This is a genomic window from Serratia sp. 2723, from assembly GCF_050434425.1.
Lineage (GTDB): Bacteria > Pseudomonadota > Gammaproteobacteria > Enterobacterales > Enterobacteriaceae > Chania.
The window spans coordinates 60,717-77,531 of record NZ_JBNDIN010000001.1 but is presented as its reverse complement, the minus strand read 5'-3'; the positions used below and the strand labels follow the sequence as shown (position 1 = coordinate 77,531).

Here is a 16,815-nt window from a genome sequence, read left to right as displayed (position 1 = left end):
CTGAGCACCAAGGCATAATATATCTTTAACGCTTACGCGAAATTAATATCATTCAGGATATTTCTATAATTAATCATTCGAGTTGAAATAATGGCAGGCATTTAAACGCCCAATGCCATCAACATATTATCTGATGGCATTTCCCTCGGGGCTATAAGCACTGAGTTCCTGTTTTAGACCCCCATAGCCCGCTGAAGCAGCGTATCGCACACCTCGGCGGGCAGCACTCTATCTCCACGATAATCCAGTGTTAATTGGCACCAGGCTTCTCCAATTGGCGGACTGGCATGCTGCAGCAGTTGGGCGGCACAGCACAGATCGAATAACTGCTGGGTTAACAAGCGCCCCATTTCTTCACGCGGCTGGCGCATACGCTGCTGCCATTGCCGCCAGGCGCGATCGAACAACCGATGCTGTCCGCGCACCGGCAACAGTTCCTGCTGTAGCAGCTCCAAAGCACCAGGCAACTTATGCAGGCTGCGCATCACATCCAGGCACATGATATTACCTGACCCTTCCCAAATGCTGTTTACCGGTGCTTCACGATACAGACGCGGCAGTTCACTGTCTTCGCAATAGCCGATCCCTCCCAGCACTTCCATGGCTTCCCCGATAAATGCCGCGCCTTGATGACAGATACTGTATTTTGCCGCCGGGGTCAGTAAGCGGCTGTAGACCACTTCGCCTTCATCCCCCCGGCTTTCCCAGGCTCGCGCCAAACGGAACAGTAAAGCGGTATGCCCTTCAAGCCGTAACGCCATACGGGCCAACACCTGCCGCATCAATGGCTGTTCAATAAGGCATTTACCAAACGCCTGCCGTTGCAGGGCATGGTACAGCGCCACCGAAAGGCCACGGCGCATCAGCCCATGGCTACCCAAAGCGCAATCGAATCGCGTCATTCCCCCCATTTTAAGGATTTGCCTGACGCCATCCCCTTCATCGCCCAACAACCAGGCCGTGGCGTCCTGAAACTCGGCCTCGCTACTGGCATTGGAACGGTTGCCCAGCTTGTCTTTAAGACGCTCCAGACGGATAGCATTGCGCGTACCATCAGGCAGGAGCCGCGGCAGGAAGAAGCAGGAAAGCCCTCCCTCAGCCTGTGCCAATAGCAGATGAGCATCGCTTTGCGGCACTGAGAAAAACCATTTGTGACCCACCAGGCGATAGACCTCGCCATTACCCCGGCTGGCGAGCGGCATGGCGGTGGTGGTATTGCTCAGCACGTCCGATCCGCCCTGCTTTTCCGTCATCCCCATGCCGATCAACAGTCCGCGCTTTTGCGCACCGGGCAGCAGATGAGGGTCATAACGATCGGAAAGTAACGGGGATAGCCAGCATTGATACTCTTTTGGCAGGGAACGCTGTAGCAGTGGAATAGCGCCAAAGGTCATGGTGATTGGGCACAGCGTGCCAGCCTCCACCTGAGCGTGCAATACAAAGCGGGCGGCACGGGCCACCAAGGAGCCAATACGGGCATCTTCCTGCCATGGCAGGTTATGCACCCGGTTAGCGACCAGCCCCTGCATCAGGATGTGCCAGGCTGGATGAAAGCGCACGTCGTCCAGGCGTTGCCCGGTAGCGTCATAGCGCAACAACTCCGGTGGGTTGGTATTGGCCAGCCGCCCCAACTCCAATGACTCCTGCGTGCCTAACTGCTGCCCAAGCGAGGCTAGAACATCGCTATCCCAACCCGCCAACTCGCGCTGCAACGCTTCACGCAACGGCGTATCGGACAGGAAAAGGTTGCTGTTCCCCAAGGGCTTGGGTTGGTTAAAGACGGTATGCGTAGTCCAGACCATGAGATTGCTCCCTGATTAACGCTTCAGGGGTAATTATGGTCATTAGCTGGATTTCTGCCGCTGGCGGGATCACAAGATGGGAGATTAGGGGTAGGGGTGACAGATTTCACCCCTATTAAATCATCAGCTGCGCTGACGCACCGCTTCAAATAGACAGACACCGGTCGCTACCGAGACGTTCAGCGAGGAAACCGTACCGGCCATCGGAATGCTGATCAGTTCATCGCAATGTTCACGGGTCAGACGGCGCATACCTTCACCTTCCGCGCCCATCACCAGCGCCATCGGGCCGGTCATTTTGCTTTGATACAGCGTGTGGTCGGCTTCACCCGCCGTGCCCACGATCCAGACGTTCATCTCTTGCAGCAAACGCAGGGTACGGGCCAGGTTGGTGACGGTGATCAGTGGGACATTCTCGGCCGCACCGCAGGCCACTTTCTTCGCCGTTGCGTTCAGTTGAGCTGAGCGATCGCGTGGGACGATCACCGCATGGACACCGGCAGCATCGGCACTACGCAGGCAGGCTCCCAGGTTATGGGGATCGGTAACGCCGTCCAGCACCAGCAGGAACGGCGTTTCAACGCTTTCCAGCAGCCCAGGCAGATCGTTCTCCTGATATTTCCGCCCTTCACGCACCCGCGCAATAATGCCCTGGTGGACGGCCCCTTCGACCTTCTCATCCAGCCATTGGCGGTTAGCCACCTGGATCACAATACCGGTCGCTTCCAGCTCGGCAATCAAAGGCTGTAAGCGGCGATCGTCACGCCCCTTGAGAATAAACACTTCCAGGAAACGTTGTGGATCGTTGTCTAGCAGGGCTTTGACAGCGTGAATACCGTAGATAATTTCGCTCATGATGCTCTTTTAACTAGTGCGGCCGGGATAACCCGGCCGGGGATAATAACGTGCGGCAGGTTAACCCTGCTCGGCACCTTTCTTCTTGCTGGCACGCTTGGCTTTGGTCGCGGCCGCTATCTTTTTGGTTTTATCAGACGCTTTTTTGGCTTTCGCCTTCGGATCGGTTTTCGCTTTCGCCTTCGGATCTGGCTTCACCTTGTCTGCGGGTTTGGCCTTGGCCCCATCTTTTTTACGGAAGGCACTGTCTGGCTCAAAGTTGGCAGGCGTCTTGCCGCCACGGCGTTTGCGTTGAGCCTGACTACGGCCCGCTCCGGCACCGTCGCGCAGCGTACGCTGGCCGCCATTCTTGGCGCGTTCGCGCTCGGTTTTACCTTCACCACGCGGTTTGCGGGTGCTGGAAACCAGGGCGAAGTCGATCTTGCGTTCGTCCATATGCACGGCCTCAACGCGGATCTCCACCGTATCCCCCAGGCGATAGACCATGCCGGAAGATTCACCGATCAGACGCTGGCCGATATTATCAAAACGATAGTAATCGTTATCCAGCGTGGACACGTGTACCAACCCATCGATAAACAGATCGCTCAGACGGACGAAGAAACCAAAACCGGTGACGCTGGCAATAACGCCGCTAAACACTTCGCCGACGTGATCCTGCATAAAGTCGCACTTCAACCAGTCCGCCACGTTACGCGTGGCTTCATCGGCACGGCGCTCGGTCATCGAACAGTGCATACCCAGTTGCAGCATCTCTTCCAGATCGCTGTGCCAGCCACCGGTTGGCGTCCAGCGCTCTTTCTGTTCGCCTTGCTCCTTCGCCAATACGTACTTGATGGCACGGTGCAGCGACAGATCAGGGTAACGGCGGATCGGTGAAGTAAAGTGGCCATAAGAAGCCAGCGCCAGGCCGAAGTGACCACGGTTTTCCGGATCGTAGATCGCCTGTTTCATCGAACGCAGCAACATGGTTTGCAGCATTTCACGGTCCGGGCGCTCTGACACTTCGTCCATCAAGGTGGCGTAATCTTTCGGCTGTGGCTTCAGGCCGCCGCCCAGGGTCAGGCCCAGCTCACTCAACACGCTGCGCAATGCAGAGATGTGATCGTCGCTTGGGCGATCGTGCACACGGAACAGCGCAGGTTCGTTATGCTTCTCAACAAAGCGTGCCGCTGCAACGTTCGCCATGATCATGCACTCTTCGATCAGCTTGTGCGCGTCATTACGTACCGTTGGCTCAACGCGCTCGATACGGCGCTCGGCGTTGAAGATAAACTTGGCTTCTTCGGTTTCGAAGGCGATACCACCGCGTTCGGCACGAGCCTGATCCAGCACTTTATACAGCGCATGCAGCTCCTGCAGATGTTTAACCAGCGGATGATACTGCTCACGCAGCTCCTGATCGCCCTGCAGAATATGCCAGACCTTGGTGTAGGTTAAGCGCGCATGGGAGCTCATTACCGCTTCGTAGAATTTAAACGAAGACAGACGGCCCGATGCGGAGATGGTCATCTCACTCACCATACACAGGCGGTCGACCTGCGGGTTGAGCGAGCACAGGCCGTTAGAAAGCACTTCCGGCAGCATTGGCACCACTTCCGACGGGAAGTAGACCGAGGTGCCACGGCTACGGGCTTCGTCATCCAACGCCGTGCGAGGACGTACATAGTAGCTGACATCGGCAATCGCGACCCACAGGCGCCAGCCGCCACCGCGTTTCTTCTCGCAGTACACGGCATCATCGAAATCGCGGGCATCTTCGCCATCAATGGTGACCAGCGGCAGGTGACGCAGATCCACACGCCCTTTCTTGGCGGCTTCCGGCACCTGCTCACTGAGGTCGGCAACCTGCTTCTCCACCTGAGGTGGCCAGGTATGCGGGATCTCATGGGTACGCAATGCGATATCCACCGCCATGCTGGTACCCATTTTATCGCCCAGGATCTCGACGATCTTGCCCACGGCTTTGGTGCGGCGCGTTGGGCGCTGAGTCAGCTCGACCACCACCATAAAGCCCATCCGCGCCCCACTGACCGAATCGGCAGGGATCAGAATATCGAAGCTCAGGCGGCCGTCGTCCGGTACCACGAAGCCGGTACCGGCATCGGTGAAGTAGCGGCCAACAATCTGGCTGGTTTTCGGCACCAGTACGCGCACGATACGCGCTTCGCGGCGGCCTTTGCGATCTTCGCCCAGCGGTTGAGCCAACACCACATCGCCGTGGATGGCCATTTTCATTTGCTCGGCGGAGAGATAAAGGTCGTCTTTACGCCCTTCAACCCGCAAGAAGCCGAAGCCATCGCGGTGGCCGATCACCGTGCCGCGCAGCAGGTCCAGACGCTCCGGCAAGGCATAGCACTGGCGGCGGGTAAAGACCAACTGACCATCACGCTCCATCGCACGCAGACGACGGCGCAGGGCTTCCAGCGCTTCTTCGCCGGATAAGTTCAGTTCATTGCCCAACTCTTCGCGGCTGGCCGGCGTTTCACGTTTCGCCAAATGGGCCAGGATAAATTCGCGGCTAGGAATTGGGGATTCATATTTTTCTGCTTCTCGTTCCAGGAATGGATCTTGTGACATTGAGGTTCCTCCGTTGTCATCAGCAGGGTGTCGCTGAGCCTTGTCTTCTCAGTAACGCTTTATTCGACAAGCAAAAGCTTGTAGAGCGGTGGATTGTCTTCGACCATGTCGGCCAATGTGTGACTATCCAGCTCCTCAAGGAAATTCTTTACCGCCTGCTGGAGCACTTGCTTCAAACGGCAGGCTGGGGTGATATGACAAAAATCGCCGCTGCAGTTAACCAACGAAAGCGGCTCCAGCGCCCGCACCACGTCGCCAATACGGATGCTCTCAGCCGGTTTACCCAAACGTATACCGCCGTTTTTACCCCGCACGGCGGTCACAAAGCCTTCACGGCTCAGCTGATTGATAATTTTTACCATATGGTTACGGGAAACCCCGTACACCTCCGTAACCTCAGAGATGCTGGTCATTTTGTCCGCAGGCAATGATGCCATATAGATCAATGCCCGTAGGCCATAGTCAGTAAAACTTGTTAACTGCACGTTTACCTCTGGGTATCCGCCGATTTTCGGCGATTTTCTTTACTATCTTATTGGATGATAAACCAGCCAGAGAGTTCGCAGCTAATTATTTAGTACATAGCTGACTCTCAACCGGAGCAACGAAAGGATTTTGTGAGGTGAAAACGCCATCGGGAAGGATACATGAAGCAAACAAACCGGGACTTGGCCCGGTTTGTTTGGTGACGGTAGGAAAGCTGATTATGCGTCGAACGGATCGCGCAGGATCATGGTTTCGCTACGGTCTGGGCCAGTAGAGATGATATCTACCGGTACGTCAGTCAGCTCTTCGATACGTTTGATGTAGTTCAGCGCTGCCTGTGGCAGTTTGCTGTAGTCTTTCACACCAAAAGTCGTTTCGCTCCAGCCCGGCATGGTTTCGTAGATTGGCTCGATACCTTCCCAACCTTCTGCAGCCAGCGGCGTGGTGGTCATTTCGCGGCCGTCCGGCATACGATAGCCCACACAGATCTTCACTTCTTTCAGGCCGTCCAGCACGTCCAACTTGGTCAGGCAGAAGCCAGACAGGGAGTTGATCTGCACGGCACGACGAACGGCAACCGCATCCAGCCAGCCGGTACGACGGCGACGGCCAGTGGTGGCACCAAACTCATTACCCTGTTTGCACAGGTACTCGCCGGTTTCGTCGAACAGTTCGGTTGGGAACGGGCCTGCACCTACACGGGTAGAATAGGCTTTCACGATGCCCAGCACGTAGTCCACGTAACGTGGGCCAATGCCAGAACCGGTTGCCACGCCACCAGCGGTGGTGTTGGAGGAGGTTACGTACGGATAGGTACCGTGATCGATATCCAGCAACGTACCCTGTGCGCCTTCGAACATGATCAGATCGCCACGCTTGCGCGCGCCGTCCAGCAGTTCGGAGACGTCTACTACCATCCCGGTCAGGATATCGGCAATTGACAGTACATAGTCAAGGGTGGTCTGGTAATCGACGGCTTCAACTTTGTAGTAGTTAACCAGTTGGAAGTTGTGGTAATCGATGATGTCTTTCAGCTTGACGGCGAAGGTGGCTTTATCGAACAGATCGCCAACGCGCAGACCGCGACGGGCAACTTTATCTTCGTAAGCCGGGCCGATACCACGGCCGGTGGTGCCGATGGCTTTGGCGCCACGCGCTTTCTCACGCGCATTATCCAGGGCAACGTGATAAGGCAGGATCAGCGGGCAGGCTTCAGACAGTAACAGACGTTCGCGTACCGGGATGCCACGCGCTTCGAGTTCACCCATTTCCTTCATCAACGCGTCTGGCGCCAGCACCACACCGTTGCCGATGACGCTGGTCACGTTTTCACGCAGGATACCTGAAGGAATTAAATGAAGAACGGTTTTTTCACCGTTGATAACCAGAGTGTGGCCAGCGTTATGGCCACCTTGGTAGCGCACAACATATTGAGCCCGTTCAGTCAGCAGGTCTACGACCTTGCCCTTACCTTCGTCACCCCATTGGGTGCCCAGTACGACGACGTTCTTACCCATTTTAAAATCACCAGGTTGCTTAAAAATGGATTCTACCACCGTAATTCTTCAGTTTCAGCACTTTTAGCATACGATTGCGTACTTTTTCGGCTAAACTTTAAACCCCCGTGCGTGCACGCAACATGTAGTAGATCACACAGCCTGCAACCACTAATCCTCCGCCAAAACGCCGCAGCGTGGCATCGGGTAGCTGCGAGATTGTCTGGACCATTTTACGCCAAGCCTGTGGGAACAACATCGGCCCCAGCCCTTCCAGCACCAAAACCAAGCCAAGCGCCAGCCAGATTGTCGAATTCATCCCTTCCCCCAAAAAAGAAAGGCCCGCGTTTAAACGGGCCTTGGTGATCGGCTATTGCGCTTACTTACGCGTAGCAACCGGCGACTTCATGTAGCGGAAGAAATCGCTGTCCGGGCTCAGCACCAACACATCCTGGTTACCAGGGCCGAAGCTGGTTTCATAAGCACGCAGGCTACGGATGAAAGCATAGAAATCCGGATCCTGACTGAAGGCATCGGCAAACAGCTTGGCCGCTTCCGCATCGCCCGCACCGCGGGTGATACGCGCCTGACGCTCGGCTTCCGCGATGGTACGGGTCACTTCGTAGTCGGCGGTAGCTTTGAGCTTCTCAGCCTCTTCCTTACCTTGTGAACGGTGACGACGGGCTACCGCCTCACGCTCTGCACGCATACGCTGGAAGATCGCATCGGACACTTCCGCAGGCAGGTTGATCTGCTTGATACGGACGTCGACCACTTCAATACCCAGTGCTGCCATGCTGTTCGGGTTAACCGCTGGCTGTTTGCCGGTCGTTTCACGTTCAACACGGGCGGCGGCGGAAGCGATAGCGTCATCGGCTTCAGTGGTTGCGACTTCTTCTTCGTCACCCACGGTCCCGGTGTTCAGCGCATCACGCACGTCTGCCATCAGACGACCACGGGAGTCGGTCACGATATCACGCACGTCCAAACGGCCAATCTCGGAACGCAGACGGTCATTGAACTTGCGTTTCAGCAACAGTTCCGCCTGAGAAACGTCACCACCACCGGTGGCCAGGTAGTAGCGGCTGAAATCACTGATACGCCATTTCAGATAGGAGTCAACGATCAGGTCTTTCTTCTCGCTGGTCACGAAGCGATCGGCCTGGTTGTCCATGGTCTGGATACGGGCATCCAGCATTTTCACGGTTTCAATAAACGGGATCTTGAAGTGCAGACCCGGTGCATAGACCAGCGGTTTGTTTTCGCTGTCGCGCAGTACTTTGCTAAAACGCAGCACGATGCCACGCTCGCCTTCCTGAACCACAAACATTGAGGCGTAAAAGGCTACCAACACCACCGCGAGGATAACTATGAAAGACTTACGCATTGATTATTCTCTCCCTACGCGTGTGTTGTCGCTACGCTGCGCATTAGCCCGGCGTTGGTCCATGATGGAACCGCTGCTGGAACTGCTGGTGCTCGCATCCGATGAAGGACTGGAGGCTGGCGCAGGGGCGAGAAGGTTCTGCCCGGCATCTTTGCTGCCTTCGGTAGCCGACCTACCGGCACCGCGCAGCATCTGATCCAGTGGCAGCACCATCAGATTGTTATTGCCTTTGTTGTCTGCCACCAACACCTTACGGGTGTGGCTCAACACTCTTTCCATGGTTTCGATGTACAGACGCTCACGGGTAATTTCCGGTGCGGCTTTGTACTCCGGCAACAGCTTGGCGAAACGAGCAACCTCACCCTGGGCTTCCAGAACGGTCTGGGCCTGATAGGCGCGCGCATTTTCCAGCAGGCGCTGTGCAGCACCGTTGGCACGCGGCTGAACTTCGTTGGCGTAAGCTTCTGCTTCACGAATGGATTGCTGCTCGTTCTCACGCGCGGCGATCGCATCATCAAACGCGGCTTTCACCTCTTCCGGCGGACGTGCAGCCTGGAAGTTGACGTCCAGCAGAGTGATACCCATTTTGTACGGACGGATGGTCTCTTCCAGTACACGCTGAGTGTCGCTACGGACGATGGTACGGCCTTCGGTCAGGATCTTGTCCATGGTGTATTTACCGATAACACCACGCAATGCACTGTCTGTCGCCTGTCTCAGGCTGTCGTTGGCATCGGTTACGCTGAACAGATAGGCTGCCGGATCGGAAACGCGATACTGCACGTTCATCTCAACACGCACCACGTTCTCATCGGAGGTCAGCATGACACCGGACGCGGACAGGTCACGAACCGACTCCACGTTAACCGGGCGAACCTGATCGATAAACGTCGGTTTCCAGTTCAGACCTGGCTGCACCAGATGGCTGAATTTGCCAAAGCGAGTGACCACACCGCGCTCGGCTTCTTTGATGGTATAGAAACCGCTGGCGGCCCAGATCACCACCACCGCAACCGCAGCGATGCCGACAATCTTGCCACTGAAGCCCGGCCCGATTGAACCCGTACCACCGCTGTTATTGCCGTTAGAACCTTTGCCGCCGGTCAGGCTGCTCAATTTCTTGCTCAGCTTGCGGAAGATATCGTCTAAATCCGGTGGCCCTTGATCGCGACCGCCTTTATTGTTACCGCCAGAGTTGCCGCCATTATTATTGCTGCTCCCCCACGGGTCGCGGTCCTGTCCGTTATTACCGGGCTGATTCCACGCCATGTTTTAGCTCCATTATTCTGTGATTGGGTACTTCAGGCTAATGCTTGGCCCACTCTATCTATTGAGCGGGCACACAAATGTAACAGGATATGATCATACGATAAAGTTAATCAGTTCCTGTTCCTGCTTGCAGAGGCGACGCCACTCCACGATCGGCATACGCACCACCACGCCGATACTGCCGTCCTCTTCATTCCACTCTTTTTCGATCGCCTGAAGCTGGTAGAAACGGCTACGAAGACGGCCTGCCTGTGGCGGTAAGCGCAGCTCATAATGCGCGATTTCCCCCGATAAGCGCTCCGTCAACGCCTGAAATAGCAACGGGATACCTTCACCGCTGGCGGCGGACAGCCACACTCGGATCGGTAAATTTTCCTCGTTGCGGTCGATACGCGGGACAAAATCATCCAGCATATCTATTTTGTTCATCACTAACAGTGTAGGGATCTCATCCGACTCAATCTCTGCCAACACGGAGTTCACCGCTTCAATGTTTTCATCCACCCGGGTATCCGCAGCGTCGATCACATGTAACAACAGAGATGCCTGGCGCGTCTCTTGCAACGTTGCTTTGAACGCGGCAACAAGATCGTGCGGCAAGTGCCGGATAAAGCCTACGGTATCCGCCAACACGGTATCGCCTACGTCCGCCACGTCAATACGCCGCAGGGTAGGATCCAGGGTGGCAAATAGCTGGTCCGCCACATAAACTCCGGCAGACGTAATTCGGTTAAACAGGGTTGATTTGCCTGCGTTGGTGTAACCCACCAGCGATACGGTTGGCACATCGGCACGGGTACGCGCTCGCCGCCCTTGATCGCGCTGCTTCTCTACCCGCTCAAGGCGACGCAGGATCAGGCTGATGCGATCGCGTAGCAGGCGACGGTCAGTCTCTAACTGGGTCTCCCCCGGCCCGCGCAGGCCAATCCCCCCCTTCTGACGTTCAAGGTGAGTCCAACCACGAACCAGACGAGTGGCAATATGACGCAACTGCGCCAACTCTACCTGCAGCTTACCTTCATGGGTACGGGCACGCTGGGCAAAGATGTCGAGAATCAACCCGGTGCGATCGATCACCCGGCATTCACACAGGCGTTCGAGATTTCTCTCCTGCGCTGCGGAAAGGGAATGATCAAACAGGACAACAGACGCGCCGCTGGCTTTCACCGCATCTGCAATTTCTTCGGCCTTTCCTTCACCGACAAAGTATTTTGGGTGAGGCGCTTTGCGGCTACCAGTAACCACTTGCAAAGCCTCGACACCCGCAGAGGACACCAGCGATTCGAACTCACTGAGATCTTCTGTATCTTTGTCTTGCGAGAAATAGATATGAACCAGGACGGCCTGCTCACCGGCTTCATAACGGTCAAACAAGCGTGCAACCTCTCAAACGGAACAAAACCGCGAGTTTGGGGGACATAAACAGCACTGTGCTGCTTATGCTCCCCGTCATGGTTGACTCGCAACGCGCTTTATTCAGCGTCATCGCTTTCCTGCTGCGGCTGTTGCGGCGCAGACGGGTTGTTACCATGGTGATAATTGCTGGTGCCGCCGCTGCTCGGGGTGTTGCTGTGGTGCGATACCGGGCGCGATGGAACAACGGTAGAGATAGCGTGCTTATAAACCATCTGGCTCACCGTGTTCTTCAACAGGATGACAAACTGGTCAAAAGACTCAATCTGGCCTTGCAGCTTAATACCATTCACCAAATAAATAGAAACCGGAACACGTTCACGACGCAATGCGTTCAGGAACGGATCTTGCAAAGATTGCCCCTTAGCCATTCTATCTTTTCCTTATTTGTTTGTTGTTTTTAACCAAGAACCTGTCGGCTCAAAATAAACGACCTAAAAAATTTGCGCGCTGAATACTCATCAATTGTACACAATCACTCAACCTATGCACTAACAACCTGTGTTACCGAGTCTAAAGCCTCTCCCGGCTTTTCACTGTCCAACCACCGAACCGACTCCCAACCCCGTAACCAGGTCATCTGGCGTTTGGCCAACTGACGTGTTGCGCAAATACCTCGAAAAACCATCTCATCGTAACTAATCTCGCCAGAGAAATATGACCACATCTGGCGATAACCGACACAGCGAATGGAAGGCAAATCCGTATGCAAATCACCCCGTGCAAAAAGTGCACGCGCTTCCGCCTCAAAACCCGCCGCCAACATCTGATTGAACCGCAGCTCGATACGTTGATGCAACAACTCCCGGCTGACTGGCGCTATCGCAAATTGGTGAACATGATACGGCAACGATTCACCCGAAATTTTAGTCAGCTCGGTTAAAGTTTTACCCGAAATGAAAAAAACTTCCAGTGCTCTGGAGAGTCTCTGTGGATCATTCGGATGAATACGTAACGCGGCAACCGGGTCTATCGCCTGCAATTGGCGGTGCAAAGCCTCCCAACCGTGCTCCGCTGCCTGCTGCTCAATCTGCTCGCGTACTGCGGGATCGGCAGAGGGTAACGGCGATAAACCTTCCAGTAACGCCTTAAAGTAAAGCATTGTGCCCCCCACCAACAGCGGAATACGCCCGGCGGCAGTAATATCAGCCATTTCCCGCAACGCATCGGCACGAAAATCGGCCGCCGAGTAAGCTTGCGCGGGATCGCGGATATCAATCAAACGGTGTGGTGCCTGGGCCAACTCTTCCGCCGAGGGTTTAGCCGTGCCGATATCCATACCGCGATAAATCAGAGCGGAATCGACACTGATCAGTTCGACGGGCAAGCGCTCACGCAGCGCCATCGCCAAGGCGGTTTTGCCTGAGGCCGTTGGCCCCATGATAAAAATGGCTGGGGGACGAGGGGTCATTTCAATTTCAGTCATGCTTAAGCGCTGCCAATGCAGCCTGCAAATCAACGGGTTGTAAAAGAGCGGCAGGAGGGGATTTGACCAGTTGCGGGCAAAGTCGTTCAACTTCTGTCAACAATTGTATCGCTTGCGAGCTGTTCCACACTTCGTGTTCGCTGCCTAATTGGCTGGCGATCCAGATGGACAGCACCGTTGGCGACATCTCCTGATGTTCGGCCAGATAGCCTAACAGCTCGGGTATCAACTTTTGTAAATTTTGTTGGCGTAATGGTAAAGGCACTGCGCGTAAGGTCACACGCCCGTGATCGGTTTGCAGCTCCAACCCCATTTTGACCAGCAGCGCCTGATGTTGCACGCAGGCGGCCGCTTCATTTTTATTCAACGTCAGCTTAATCGGGATCAGCAGCGGCTGAGGCCGTAATCCCTCTTCCGGCGGGCAAAGTTGTGCCTGACGCAGCCAACGTTCGGCCATGGTCAGATTCAATAACGCCAACTGCTGACGCTGTTCAACCAGCGCATAGCTTGGTGGGCAGATCATCAGGACGCGGCCAAAGCTGTGCTGACTACCGGCGAGCGGAGTTTCCTGCACGGGGTTAACCGGCGGGAACAGCGGCTGTTTTACCGTATCTGCTGACGGCGTAGCCTGTAACAGCTTGCCATACAGCTCGCCTTCACGTTTTTGGTAACCCGCACCGGCTTGATAGGCTGGCTGTGGGGCTCGTTCACGGGCGGCGGCGGGTTCAGCAGGCTGACGTTCACGCTGTGGCGCAGGCTGGGAGAAATGATTGCCACCGGCGGCAACGCGGTTCTCCGGCTGCCAGACGGGAGCCTCCTGCGCTGTGGACTCTTCGGCCAATGGCCGCGCGACATTACCCGCCTGCTGCAACACCGTGGTAACCGCCTGATAGATAAAATCATGTACCAACCGAGCCTGATGAAAACGCACCTCGTGCTTGGCCGGATGGACGTTGACATCCACCTGATGCGGATCCACTTCCAGATACAGCACATAGGCAGGCAGTTGATCGTCTTTCAACTGGTCCTGATATGCCTGGCGAATGGCATGATTAATCAGCCGATCGCGCATCATCCGGCTATTGACGTAGCAATACTGCATTTCGCCAAGCTGACGCGCCCCTTGCGGATCGGCCACCCAGCCGCGAATGCTGAGATCGCCATGCTGCCAGGAAATCGCCAACGCATGCTGCAGAAAGGCGGGGCCACAAATACTGGCCAGACGCCGCTCATGCTGGCTTTCTTCTTTTGCCGCGCGATACTGACGCATCAGCTTGCCGTTATGGCTGAGGTTGATCGCCACATCGAAACGCGCCAGCGCAATACGCCGCACCACTTCGTCGATATGGCCAAATTCGGTTTTTTCGGTGCGCATGAACTTGCGCCGTGCAGGGGTGTTGTAAAACAGATCGAGCACTTCGAGCGTGCTGCCCACCGGATGAGCTGCCGGTTTGACGGTGACCGCCTGATCGCGCCCTTCCGCGTAGGCTTGCCAGGCTTCGGTCTGTTCCGCCGTGCGTGAGGTCAACGTCAGACGGGAGACCGAGCTGATACTGGCCAACGCTTCGCCGCGAAAGCCCAGGCTGACGATGGCCTCCAGATCGTCAAGCGTGCTGATTTTACTGGTGGCATGGCGCGCCAGGGCCAAGGCCAGGTCGGCTTTGCCAATGCCGCAACCGTTATCACGGATGCGGATCAGTTTGGCCCCACCACGTTCGATATCAATATCAATCCGCGTTGCCCCGGCATCCAGGCTGTTTTCTACCAGCTCTTTGACTACCGACGCAGGCCGTTCGACCACTTCTCCGGCGGCAATCTGGTTGGCTAGCTGTGGTGGTAACACCTGGATAGACATGCGGCTCCCTCTGTTGTTGGCATCAAGCCTACGGAATAGTCAGCGTCCGATCCAGCGGCGCAACATCCGACTTTAATTTGTTAACCCGTTTAAGCTCGCTGACGCTGACACCATATCGCGCGGCGATAGATGACAGCGTATCACCGCGAGTCACCTTATGTTTGCTCGGTTTGGTGCTTTTTACCTTGGTCTGAGCCGGTGCTGCCGCCGTTTTCCCGGCGGGGACCTTCAGACGCTGGCCGACCCAGACGCCGTCTTTTTTCAGCTTGTTCAGCTCACGTAGCGCCGCCATGCTGGTGCCATAGCTATCGGCAATGCCGGAAAGCGTTTCCGCCCGCTTCACCACATGGATCTGCGTTTTCCCTACGCTGGCACGGCTTCTGGCCGGGCTGGTCACCGGCTCAGGCTGTCTGAGAGCGTCTGTCGTGGAGTTAACCGCCGCTGCGACGTCCAGCGGGCGGTTTTCCACCTTTGGGTCGGCTTGTAGCGGATGCGCCAGGAAATAACTGCGCAGGCCGTTGTGGATCGCCCGTGCAATTTTATCCTGATATGCGCTACTGCCCAGCAGTCGCTCCTCCGTGCTATTACTGATAAACCCGGTTTCCACCAGCAGCGATGGAATATCCGGTGAACGCAGCACTCCCAGGCTGGCGTGTTCCGGACGGCGTTTGTGCAATGAACCTACGACCTGTAACTGTTGCAAGACCTTAACGGCCACGTCATAACCCACGCGCTGCGAATGACCGAACTGCAGATCCAGCACCGCCTGACTGAGATAAGGGTCGGCCTGGCTGTTGGCCAACAGATCGCCCGCGCCGCCCAGCAGTTCGGACTGTTTCTCGTGCTGTTCCAACCAACCGGCCATCTCGCTGTTCGCCCGGCGATTGGACAATACCCAAACCGAAGCCCCTTTGGCGCTACGATTCGGCGCGGCATCTGCGTGGATAGAAACCAACACGTTGGCCCCCTGCTTACGCGCCACGTCAGAACGGCCCATCACCGAAATAAAGTAATCCCCGTTACGCGTCATCACCGCTTTGAACATCGGATCGGCATCCAACAACGCACGCAGACGGTGCGCGATAGCAATGGTGACGTTTTTCTCTTTCAGACCGTTTGGCCCGATAGCGCCAGGATCTTGCCCGCCGTGGCCAGCGTCGATCGCCACCACTACCCGATCGCCAGAACCCGCGGACACCCGGCTGCTACGTGGGGTAATGCTGGTTGCCGTACCTGATACCGCATCCGACTTCGGAGTAAATGGATTGGCGCTACTCGATGTGACCGGCGCTTTACGCACTGGCTCACTCACCACCGGCACAGGCACCGGCGCCTTACGGACGGTGTTGGTCGTCGTCCTGGCTTCTGAGGTGATGGTGAAGACGACGATGTAACTGTTGCCCTCTTGACGCGTCGCCACACGGGTTTTGGCACGTTGGGTTAAATCAAACACCAAGCGTACGCTTTGCGCATCTTTCGGCTTACTGGAGCGAATACTTTTTACCAGGTTTTGGCCGCTGAAGTTCAACGGCAGGCCGCCCACTTTGCCCGTTTGGTTCACGTCCAGCACCACACGTTCTGGACCATGTATTGTTGAGAAGCTATACGAGGGAGGGCCAGTAAAGCTCACCGACACCGTGGCTTCACGCTGAGCGTTGGTCACTTTGACGTCGGAGAGGGACGATGCCGCCCAGGCACCAAACGGCCCCAACAACGCAAGCAAGGCAATCACAGCAAATCTTCTTAACCCATACATCATTGCTGCATCATCCTGGTTGCCTCTGGATACTTTCTAATAATTGTTCTCCATAGGCGGAAACCGCCTGGAGCTTCGCCTGACGCCCTTCGTCGTGGTAACTGAGATGCAGTTCCAGATCGGGTTCGGGCAGCACGCCGGTACCCTGCTGCGGCCACTCCACCAGGCAAATCGAGTCCTGGGCGAAATAGTCGCGGATACCCATAAATTCAAGTTCTTCCGGGTCGGCCAAGCGATAAAGATCAAAGTGATAGACCGCCAGCGGTTGCAGCGCATAGGGTTCCACCAGCGTATAGGTTGGGCTTTTCACATTGCCCTGATGGCCTAACGCCTGCAAAAAGCCCCGGCTGAAGGTGGTTTTACCGGCACCTAAATCACCATAAAGATAAATCACGCTGGCACGATCGCACGCCTGGGCCAAGGCGGCACCCAGTGCGACTGTGGCTGCCTCATCCGGCAGCGGTAAAACGAGTTCTTTCATTCGATAATG

14 protein-coding genes are annotated in these 16,815 nt (G+C 55.9%); all 14 read right to left on the bottom strand.

From position 1 onward, the window contains the following. Positions 1–173: 173 nt before the first annotated feature. The 14 genes from ABIE29_RS00370 to tsaE all read right to left on the bottom strand — a co-directional run bounded on the left by ABIE29_RS00370 (position 174) and on the right by tsaE (position 16,806). Entirely contained in the window at positions 174–1,802 is a 1,629-nt protein-coding gene (locus ABIE29_RS00370) for an isovaleryl-CoA dehydrogenase (protein ID WP_429616222.1), read from the bottom strand. 123 nt (positions 1,803–1,925) lie between these two features. Continuing rightward, positions 1,926–2,657, bottom strand: a complete 732-nt coding sequence (rlmB, locus tag ABIE29_RS00365) for a 23S rRNA (guanosine(2251)-2'-O)-methyltransferase RlmB (protein WP_025122301.1) — start codon at positions 2,655–2,657, stop codon at positions 1,926–1,928. Between the two features lie 60 nt (positions 2,658–2,717). Beyond that, a complete protein-coding gene (gene rnr / locus ABIE29_RS00360) occupies positions 2,718–5,237 on the bottom strand; it encodes a ribonuclease R (RefSeq protein ID WP_429616220.1) in 2,520 nt (839 codons plus the stop codon). A 59-nt stretch (positions 5,238–5,296) separates the two neighbouring features. After that, entirely contained in the window at positions 5,297–5,722 is a 426-nt protein-coding gene (nsrR, locus tag ABIE29_RS00355; protein ID WP_025122303.1) for a nitric oxide-sensing transcriptional repressor NsrR, read from the bottom strand. A 219-nt stretch (positions 5,723–5,941) separates the two neighbouring features. Beyond that, positions 5,942–7,240: an adenylosuccinate synthase gene (locus ABIE29_RS00350; protein ID WP_429616219.1), complete on the bottom strand. Its 1,299-nt coding sequence runs from the start codon at positions 7,238–7,240 to the stop codon at positions 5,942–5,944. Between the two features lie 97 nt (positions 7,241–7,337). Then, complete coding sequence (locus ABIE29_RS00345; protein WP_429616217.1) at positions 7,338–7,538, bottom strand: DUF2065 domain-containing protein; 201 nt, start codon at positions 7,536–7,538, stop codon at positions 7,338–7,340. A gap of 60 nt (positions 7,539–7,598) precedes the next feature. Then, positions 7,599–8,606 carry a protease modulator HflC gene (gene hflC, locus ABIE29_RS00340; protein ID WP_429616216.1) on the bottom strand — a complete coding sequence of 336 codons (1,008 nt, stop codon included), beginning with the start codon at positions 8,604–8,606 and terminating at the stop codon, positions 7,599–7,601. A gap of 3 nt (positions 8,607–8,609) precedes the next feature. Beyond that, the gene (gene hflK / locus ABIE29_RS00335) at positions 8,610–9,875 is read right to left on the bottom strand and encodes an FtsH protease activity modulator HflK (protein ID WP_429616215.1); all 1,266 of its coding nucleotides are present in this window, start codon (positions 9,873–9,875) and stop codon (positions 8,610–8,612) included. 93 nt (positions 9,876–9,968) lie between these two features. Continuing rightward, a complete protein-coding gene (gene hflX, locus ABIE29_RS00330; protein ID WP_411751428.1) occupies positions 9,969–11,249 on the bottom strand; it encodes a ribosome rescue GTPase HflX in 1,281 nt (426 codons plus the stop codon). 98 nt (positions 11,250–11,347) lie between these two features. After that, complete coding sequence (gene hfq / locus ABIE29_RS00325; protein ID WP_021179001.1) at positions 11,348–11,659, bottom strand: RNA chaperone Hfq; 312 nt, start codon at positions 11,657–11,659, stop codon at positions 11,348–11,350. Positions 11,660–11,772: 113 nt separating this feature from the next. After that, a complete protein-coding gene (gene miaA, locus ABIE29_RS00320; RefSeq protein ID WP_429616214.1) occupies positions 11,773–12,714 on the bottom strand; it encodes a tRNA (adenosine(37)-N6)-dimethylallyltransferase MiaA in 942 nt (313 codons plus the stop codon). After that, entirely contained in the window at positions 12,707–14,569 is a 1,863-nt protein-coding gene (mutL, locus tag ABIE29_RS00315) for a DNA mismatch repair endonuclease MutL (protein ID WP_429616213.1), read from the bottom strand. The genes miaA and mutL overlap by 8 nt, the downstream gene beginning before the upstream one ends. 28 nt (positions 14,570–14,597) lie before the next feature. Then, positions 14,598–16,328: an N-acetylmuramoyl-L-alanine amidase AmiB gene (gene amiB, locus ABIE29_RS00310; RefSeq protein WP_429616212.1), complete on the bottom strand. Its 1,731-nt coding sequence runs from the start codon at positions 16,326–16,328 to the stop codon at positions 14,598–14,600. Between the two features lie 7 nt (positions 16,329–16,335). Further along, positions 16,336–16,806 (bottom strand): tRNA (adenosine(37)-N6)-threonylcarbamoyltransferase complex ATPase subunit type 1 TsaE, encoded by a 471-nt coding sequence (gene tsaE, locus ABIE29_RS00305; protein ID WP_429616211.1) that lies wholly within the window; start codon positions 16,804–16,806, stop codon positions 16,336–16,338. Positions 16,807–16,815: the final 9 nt, after the last annotated feature.

Excerpts from the sequence above, each read along its gene's own strand:
- ABIE29_RS00370 (WP_429616222.1), bottom strand. The coding sequence starts at position 1,802 with ATGGTCTGGACTACGCATACCGTCTTTAACCAACCCAAGCCCTTGGGG.
- rlmB (WP_025122301.1), bottom strand. The coding sequence starts at position 2,657 with ATGAGCGAAATTATCTACGGTATTCACGCTGTCAAAGCCCTGCTAGAC.
- rnr (WP_429616220.1), bottom strand. The coding sequence starts at position 5,237 with ATGTCACAAGATCCATTCCTGGAACGAGAAGCAGAAAAATATGAATCC.
- ABIE29_RS00350 (WP_429616219.1), bottom strand. The coding sequence starts at position 7,240 with ATGGGTAAGAACGTCGTCGTACTGGGCACCCAATGGGGTGACGAAGGT.
- ABIE29_RS00345 (WP_429616217.1), bottom strand. The coding sequence starts at position 7,538 with ATGAATTCGACAATCTGGCTGGCGCTTGGCTTGGTTTTGGTGCTGGAA.
- hflC (WP_429616216.1), bottom strand. The coding sequence starts at position 8,606 with ATGCGTAAGTCTTTCATAGTTATCCTCGCGGTGGTGTTGGTAGCCTTT.
- hflK (WP_429616215.1), bottom strand. The coding sequence starts at position 9,875 with ATGGCGTGGAATCAGCCCGGTAATAACGGACAGGACCGCGACCCGTGG.
- hfq (WP_021179001.1), bottom strand. The coding sequence starts at position 11,659 with ATGGCTAAGGGGCAATCTTTGCAAGATCCGTTCCTGAACGCATTGCGT.
- miaA (WP_429616214.1), bottom strand. The coding sequence starts at position 12,714 with ATGACTGAAATTGAAATGACCCCTCGTCCCCCAGCCATTTTTATCATG.
- mutL (WP_429616213.1), bottom strand. The coding sequence starts at position 14,569 with ATGTCTATCCAGGTGTTACCACCACAGCTAGCCAACCAGATTGCCGCC.
- amiB (WP_429616212.1), bottom strand. The coding sequence starts at position 16,328 with ATGATGTATGGGTTAAGAAGATTTGCTGTGATTGCCTTGCTTGCGTTG.
- tsaE (WP_429616211.1), bottom strand. The coding sequence starts at position 16,806 with ATGAAAGAACTCGTTTTACCGCTGCCGGATGAGGCAGCCACAGTCGCA.